Raw genomic sequence first — 6,274 nt, 5'->3', positions numbered from 1 at the left:
CCACATGGTCTCCCCCCGGCCCCCCGAGTTCGCCCCCCCCCCCCCCCCCCCCCCCCCCCCCCCCCCCCCCCCCCCCCCCCCCCCCCCCCCCCCCACGCGCGTCATGGGCACAGGATCGATACATGCTGTGGTCAGATCCGCCCGACGAGCCTCCTGAGGAGCTGCGCGATGTGCAGGCCAAGCTCCGCCGGATGAGCATCGTGCTGGCCGTGGCCGTGGTGGTGCTGATGGTCCTGCTCGCGGAGCGGTAGCCGTCCCCGTATGCGGGCATCGCACAGTTCCCGCTACCGGAGAGGCAACGCTCACAGTTCTCGACTGCAACCGCTTCCCCTGATTTCGCTTCTTTCTCTCTTGACAGCGCAATTCGGGCGCCCTGCCGCCCGGGCGGCAGCCGGACGGGAGTGGGAGAGCGATGAACAGGCCGCTGCGGCATATAGCCGTCTTCTGCGGGGCGCTGGTGCTGGCCCTGCTGGCGCGGGTGACATGGGTCCAGTTCGTCCAGGCCGACGAGCTCGCCAACGACCCGCACAACCGCCGCGTCAAGATCGAGGCGTTCTCCTACCCGCGCGGCAACATCATCGTCGGCGGCAAGCCCGTCACCGGCTCGGTGGCGACCTCCGGTGACTTCAAGTACAAGCGGACGTACAAGGACGGCCCGATGTACGCGCCGGTCACCGGCTTCGCCTCCCAGGCCCAGGGCACGACCTTCCTGGAAGGCATCTACAACAAGGTGCTCAGCGGCAAGGACGACCGGCTCGCCCTCAAGAACGCCAAGGACATCCTCACCGGCGAGAAGCCACGCGGCGGCGATGTGATCACCACCATCGACCCCAAGGCGCAGAAGGCCGCGTACAAGGGCCTGACCGACCTCAACGCCAAGGGCGCGGTGGTCGCGCTCGACCCGCGCAACGGCAGGGTCCTCGCCCTCGCCTCCACCCCCTCCTACGACCCGTCGGTCTTCTCCGGCATCTCCAACGCCGAGAGCCAGAAGTTCAAGGCGCTGGACGCCGACAAGACCAAGCCGCTGAACAACCGGGCGCTGCGCGAGACCTACCCGCCCGGCTCCACCTTCAAGATCCTCACCGCGGCGGCGGCCCTGGAGCACGGCGTGGTCTCCGACATCAACGCGTCGTCGGGCGCACCCGCCCCGTACCAGCTGCCGCAGAGCACCACGAAGGTCGGGAACGATGTCGCGGGCGCGCCCTGCGACAAGGCCTCGCTGAAGACCGGTATGCAGTGGTCCTGCAACAACGTCTTCCTCGACGCCGCGCTCAAGGTCGGCAAGGACAAGATGCGCGAGACCGCCCAGAAGTTCGGTTTCAACGAGAACGTCTACGACGAGGACCTCGGCGACCTGCTGGCCACCAAGAGCCTCTACCCGGAGAAGCTCGACAAGCCGCAGACCGCGCTGACCGGTATGGGCCAGGGCAGCCTCACCAGCACGCCGATGCAGATGGCGATGGTGGTCGCGGGGCTCGCCAATGACGGCAAGGTGATGATGCCGCACCTGGTCGACGAGGTGCGCGGCTCCGACCTGTCGACGCTGGAGAAGGCCGAGCCGAAGATGATGTCCCAGGCCGTCTCCGCCGACACCGCGAAGAAGGTGCAGGAGATGATGGAGTACACCGCCTCGGAGGGCACCGCCGACAAGGCCAAGATCCCCGGCGTGACCGTCGGCGGCAAGACCGGTACCGCCCAGCACGGCGCGAACGTCAACGACGAGCGCCCCTACGCCTGGTTCGTCTCCTACGCCAAGCAGAGCGACGGCAGCTCCCCGGTCGCGGTCGCCGTCTTCGTCGATCCCTCGGACATGGACATCCCCCGGTCGGAGATCGCCGGCGGCAAGCTGGGCGGGCCGATCGCGAAGTCGGTCATGCAGGCGGTGCTCAACAAGTAGACCGGGGCCGCCGCGGCGGCGGGGGCTCCGTACGATGGCGGGCATGACCGAAGAGTCCCGCCCCCGCCGCCTCGTCCTCGCCTCCCAGTCCCCCGCCCGGCTGGCCCTGCTGCGCCAGGCCGGACTGGCCCCCGAGGTCATCGTCAGCGGGGTCGATGAGGACGCGCTCACCGCGCCCACGCCCGGTGAGCTGGCCCGGGTGCTGGCCGAGGCCAAGGCCGAGGCGGTGGCCGGCCGCCCGGAGGCCGCGGGCGCCCTGGTCGTCGGCTGTGACTCGGTCCTGGAGCTGGACGGGCGGGCGCTCGGCAAGCCGGCCGACGCCGAGGACGCCACCGCCCGCTGGAAGTCCATGCGCGGCCGCTCCGGCGTCCTGCAGACCGGCCACTGCGTGATCGACACCGCGACCGGCCGCCGGGTGGCGGCCACCGCCTCGACCACGGTCCGTTTCGGCGAGCCGTCCGACGAGGAGATCGCCGCCTATGTCGAAAGCGGCGAACCGCTGTTCGTCGCCGGCGCCTTCACCCTCGACGGCCGCTCCGCCCCCTTCATCGACGGCATCGACGGCGACCCCGGCAATGTCATCGGCCTCTCCCTGCCGCTGCTGCGCCGGCTGCTCGCCGACCTGGACGTGGCGATCACCGAACTGTGGACCTGAGCGGCGCACCCCGCGCCGGGCGGCCAGCGCCGGGGTGCGGCCGGCGGCGATGAACGCCGGAATTCGCAGGCGTCCGGCGCCTACGCTGCCCCCATGGCAAACGTTGTCGAGCTGATCAGCTACCCCGTCAAGGGCTGCGCCGGCGTCCCGGCGACCGAGGCGGAACTCACCCCCGCCGGCCTCGCCCACGACCGCAGCTTCCTGGTCGTCGGCCCCGGAGGTGTCTTCCGGAGCCAGCGCAAGGACCCCCGGCTGGCGGTGATCCGGCCGGAGGTCAGCGCCGACGGGGCGCACCTCACCCTGCACGCCCCGGGCAGCGACCCCCTCCACCTGGACATCGACCACGGCACCGGCTCGGCGGCCAGGGCCGAGGTCGAGATGTTCGGTACGCCGTACCGCGCGGTCGACCAGGGGGACCGCGTGGCCGGATGGCTGTCCGAAGCGCTGGGCGCGGAGAGCCGGCTGGTGCGGGTACCGCCCGAGCACGACCGGGTGACCGACGGGCTCACCCCCGGCACCTCCGGCTTCGCCGACAGCAGCGCCCTGCACATCCTCTCCCTGGCTTCCTTCGACGACCTCAACCGCCGGATCGCCGCCGCCGGGCGCCCACCGGTCCCGATGGACCGTTTCCGGCCCAACCTCGTGGTGGACGGCTGGGACACCCCGCAGACCGAGGACCGGGTGCGACGGGTCACGGTCGGCGGCTGCGAGCTGGGGTTCACCAAACTCGCCGTCCGCTGCGCGGTCACCCTCGTCGACCAGACGACGGGCGGCAAGGCCGGCCCCGAGCCGCTGCGCACACTCGCCACGTACCGGCGGGTGCCCGAGGGCGGGGTGGCGTTCGGATCGAAGTTCTCGGTGGTGGCGACCGGAAAGGTGACGGTGGGCGACGCATTCGAGGTCACCGAGTGGGGAACCGATTGACCCGAAACGACTCGATCGCCCCGGTCGGGTCCGTCATGAGGAGTCCGCACCATGCCGAAGATCCTGCTCATCGCCGGTGACGCCACCGAGGACCTGGAGTTCTTCTACCCCTACCAGCGGCTGCTGGAGGAGGGGTACGAGCCCTGCATCGCGGCCCTCACCCGCAAGAAGCTCCAGTTCGTCGTCCATGACTTCGTCGACAACTTCGACACCTACGTCGAACGCGAGGGCCACTCCTGGCCGTCCGACCTCGCGCTGTCCGAGGTCGATCCGGCCGACTACGCGGCGCTGGTGCTCCCCGGCGGCCGGGCACCCGAATACCTCCGTAACGACCCCGACTACCGCCGCGTCGTCACCCACTTCTTCGACGCCGACAAGCCCGTCGCCCACATCTGCCACGCGGCCCTCTCCCTGGCCCCGCTCGGCGTCCTCAAGGGCCGCCGCACCTCCGCCTACCCGGCCTGCGCACCGGACGTGGAGCTGGGCGGCGGCACCTTCGTCGACGGCGCCGCGGTGGTCGACGGCAAGGTCGTCTCGGCCCGCGCCTGGCCCGACCACCCCGAGTGGATGCGCGCGTTCCTGGAGGTGCTGCGGGAGCATGCGCCGGTGAAGTAGCAGGCGGGCGGGGAGGGCGGCGCTTGGGGGGCGGGGGTCAGAACACCGGCAGGGCGTAGAGCGAGTCGTCGTTCATGGCGAAGACGCGGTTGCCGTCGGCCACCAGCCACTGGCGGTCGGCCTCGCCCAGCCGGTACTCCACGACCGCGTCGCCGTCCGCCGCGCTCACCGCGTTGACGCGGTAGTCACCGTACTCCTCACCTTCGATCGTCCAGAGGCCGTTCCCCTGCACGACCACGGGCGTGTGGACGTTGGAACTCCCGTTGAGATCCATGCTCTTGCTGCCGTCGCGGGCATTCCACTTGTCGGGGAAGAAGGTTCCATCGTCGACGGACCCCTGGTACGTGGCGTACACGGCGTCCGCGGTGGCGGTCACCGGACCCCACTTGACGATCGGTGGCTTCTCGCGCTGGAACGCGTGTGCCAGCGCCCGCTTCCTGACCGTCCACCGTTCCTTGCCGTCGGTGATCCTGCGGGCCGTCATCGACATGCCGTTGAGGTAGACGGTGTCGCCGAAGAGGGTCGGAATGACGAAGGCTTCGGGCCGGTCGCGCAGGTCCCATGCGCGACGGCCGTCGACAGTGTCGACGGCGAGGGCATTGCCATCGGCAGTGCCCATGACCAGGCGGCCGTGCGCGGCGACACCGGGCATGTTGATCTTGGTGCGGAACGCCTTGTCGAAGGGCACGGTCCAGCGAATCTTGGCGTCGGAATGACTGATGGCGCGGAGCCGGTCGTCCTTCGTCAGCACGTAGACGGCCGTGTCGTCAGCGGCCAGCAGCGATTCCGCCCCGACATCGGCAGTCCACCGGCGCTCCCCCGTGGAGGGGACGAAAGTGCGCAGCGTCCCCTTGCTGTCGACGGCGCCGAGCAGACGGTCCGAAAGGGAGAGATAGCGGCCGGCCCCCTTGATGTCGGGGGCGGCCCAGCGCCGTTTGCCGTCCACGACGTTGTGGGCGGCGATCCCGCCGCCGCGGGTGCCGAAGACGATGACGTCCCGGACGGGCAGGGGTGCGGGGGTGTCCTCGGCAAGGTTGTGCACGGCCCACAGCTCCTTCAGCGTCCCGCCGACGATGAAGTCACCATCATCCGCGTTCAGCAGGTGCGCCTTGGGCGTCTTGACCGCCGGCGGGTAGGCGAAGAGATCGACCTTCTTCTTCCGGGGCTTCGGTGGCCGCGGCCACCAGGCGGCGGCCGCCCCGCCGCCCGCGGTGAGCACCACCCCGCCCGCCGCGAGGCCGGTGAGCAGTCGGCGGCGGGAGACCTGCCCGGGGGCCGCGCCGCCGTCGAGGGCGGTGGTCAGCTCATGGATGCCGCTCTCCCGTTCCTTGATCGCCTGGCTCACCGGGCCGCGCCGCCAGGCCCGTTCGGCGCCGCGCGGTGGTGCGAAGTTCGCGGCGATCCGCGCGGGCGTGGGACGGTCGGCCGGGTCCTTGGCCAGGAGGGGGAGGACGAGCGGGCGCAGCGCCCCCGGGACGCCGGTCAGATCGGGCTCGTCGTGCACGACCTTGTACTGGAGGGCGGCGATATGGCCGCCGTCGAAGGCGCGCCGGCCGCTGGCCGCGTGGACGAGGACGGCGCCCAGTGAGAAGACATCGGCGGGGGCCGCGACCCGGCGGCCCAGGACCTGTTCGGGGGCGCCGTAGCCGGGAGTGACCGGGACCTGTCCGGTGGTGGTGAGGGTCAGGCCGTGCTCGGGGCGGGCGATGCCGAAGTCGATGACGCGCGGACCGTCCGAGGTCAGCACGATGTTCGGCGGTTTGAGGTCGCGGTGGATCAGGCCGGTGGCGTGGATGTCCGCGAGGGTGTGCGCGAGCGACGCGGCCAGGGCGCGGACGGCGGGCTCGTCGAAGGGGCCGTACGCCTCGACGGCCTCGTCGAGGGTCGGACCGGCCAGGAACTCGGTGGCGATCCACGGGCGTCCGCCCTCGGTGTCCGTGCCCAGCACCCGGGCCACGCCCTTGCCGGTCACGGCGGTCGCCGCCTGCGCCTCGCGGACGAAGCGGCGGGCCAGGTTCTCCTCACCGGTGAGCTCGGGCCGCAGGACCTTGACCGCCGCGACAGTGCTTTCGGTGTCCTGGCCGACGTAGACCTTGCCCATGCCGCCCTCGCCGAGCACACCGAGAAGGCGGTACGGACCGAGGCGGAGCGGGTCGCCGGTGCCGAGCGGTTTCATAGCGGGT

At 71.3% G+C, this 6,274-nt stretch carries 6 protein-coding genes; 5 read left to right on the top strand and 1 reads right to left on the bottom strand.

The annotated features are described in order from the left end of the window. The first annotated feature begins 122 nt into the window (after positions 1–122). The 5 genes from mmpB (at position 123) to ACZ4XD_RS03275 (ending at position 4,091) form a co-directional block, all read left to right on the top strand. Positions 123–251 carry a morphogenic membrane protein MmpB gene (gene mmpB / locus ACZ4XD_RS03295; RefSeq protein WP_468037681.1) on the top strand — a complete coding sequence of 43 codons (129 nt, stop codon included), beginning with the start codon at positions 123–125 and terminating at the stop codon, positions 249–251. Between the two features lie 161 nt (positions 252–412). Continuing rightward, positions 413–1,897, top strand: coding sequence for a peptidoglycan D,D-transpeptidase FtsI family protein (locus ACZ4XD_RS03290; RefSeq protein ID WP_468037679.1), 1,485 nt, complete (start codon positions 413–415; stop codon positions 1,895–1,897). 43 nt (positions 1,898–1,940) lie between these two features. Continuing rightward, positions 1,941–2,552, top strand: a complete 612-nt coding sequence (locus tag ACZ4XD_RS03285) for a Maf family protein (RefSeq protein ID WP_042147825.1) — start codon at positions 1,941–1,943, stop codon at positions 2,550–2,552. A gap of 93 nt (positions 2,553–2,645) precedes the next feature. Further along, entirely contained in the window at positions 2,646–3,476 is an 831-nt protein-coding gene (locus ACZ4XD_RS03280; RefSeq protein ID WP_468037676.1) for an MOSC domain-containing protein, read from the top strand. Between the two features lie 51 nt (positions 3,477–3,527). Further along, positions 3,528–4,091, top strand: a complete 564-nt coding sequence (locus tag ACZ4XD_RS03275) for a DJ-1/PfpI family protein (protein ID WP_042147818.1) — start codon at positions 3,528–3,530, stop codon at positions 4,089–4,091. Positions 4,092–4,128: 37 nt separating this feature from the next. Here ACZ4XD_RS03275 and ACZ4XD_RS03270 read toward each other — a convergent pair whose 3' ends face one another. After that, entirely contained in the window at positions 4,129–6,267 is a 2,139-nt protein-coding gene (locus ACZ4XD_RS03270; protein WP_468037674.1) for a protein kinase domain-containing protein, read from the bottom strand. Between the last annotated feature and the right edge of the window lie 7 nt (positions 6,268–6,274).

This window comes from Streptomyces sp. NPDC029466 (assembly GCF_055574515.1).
The sequence above is the reverse complement of the archived record's forward strand: the minus strand, read 5'-3'. Positions and strand labels throughout refer to the sequence as shown.

Excerpts from the sequence above, each read along its gene's own strand:
- mmpB (WP_468037681.1), top strand. The coding sequence starts at position 123 with ATGCTGTGGTCAGATCCGCCCGACGAGCCTCCTGAGGAGCTGCGCGAT.
- ACZ4XD_RS03290 (WP_468037679.1), top strand. The coding sequence starts at position 413 with ATGAACAGGCCGCTGCGGCATATAGCCGTCTTCTGCGGGGCGCTGGTG.
- ACZ4XD_RS03285 (WP_042147825.1), top strand. The coding sequence starts at position 1,941 with ATGACCGAAGAGTCCCGCCCCCGCCGCCTCGTCCTCGCCTCCCAGTCC.
- ACZ4XD_RS03280 (WP_468037676.1), top strand. The coding sequence starts at position 2,646 with ATGGCAAACGTTGTCGAGCTGATCAGCTACCCCGTCAAGGGCTGCGCC.
- ACZ4XD_RS03275 (WP_042147818.1), top strand. The coding sequence starts at position 3,528 with ATGCCGAAGATCCTGCTCATCGCCGGTGACGCCACCGAGGACCTGGAG.
- ACZ4XD_RS03270 (WP_468037674.1), bottom strand. The coding sequence starts at position 6,267 with ATGAAACCGCTCGGCACCGGCGACCCGCTCCGCCTCGGTCCGTACCGC.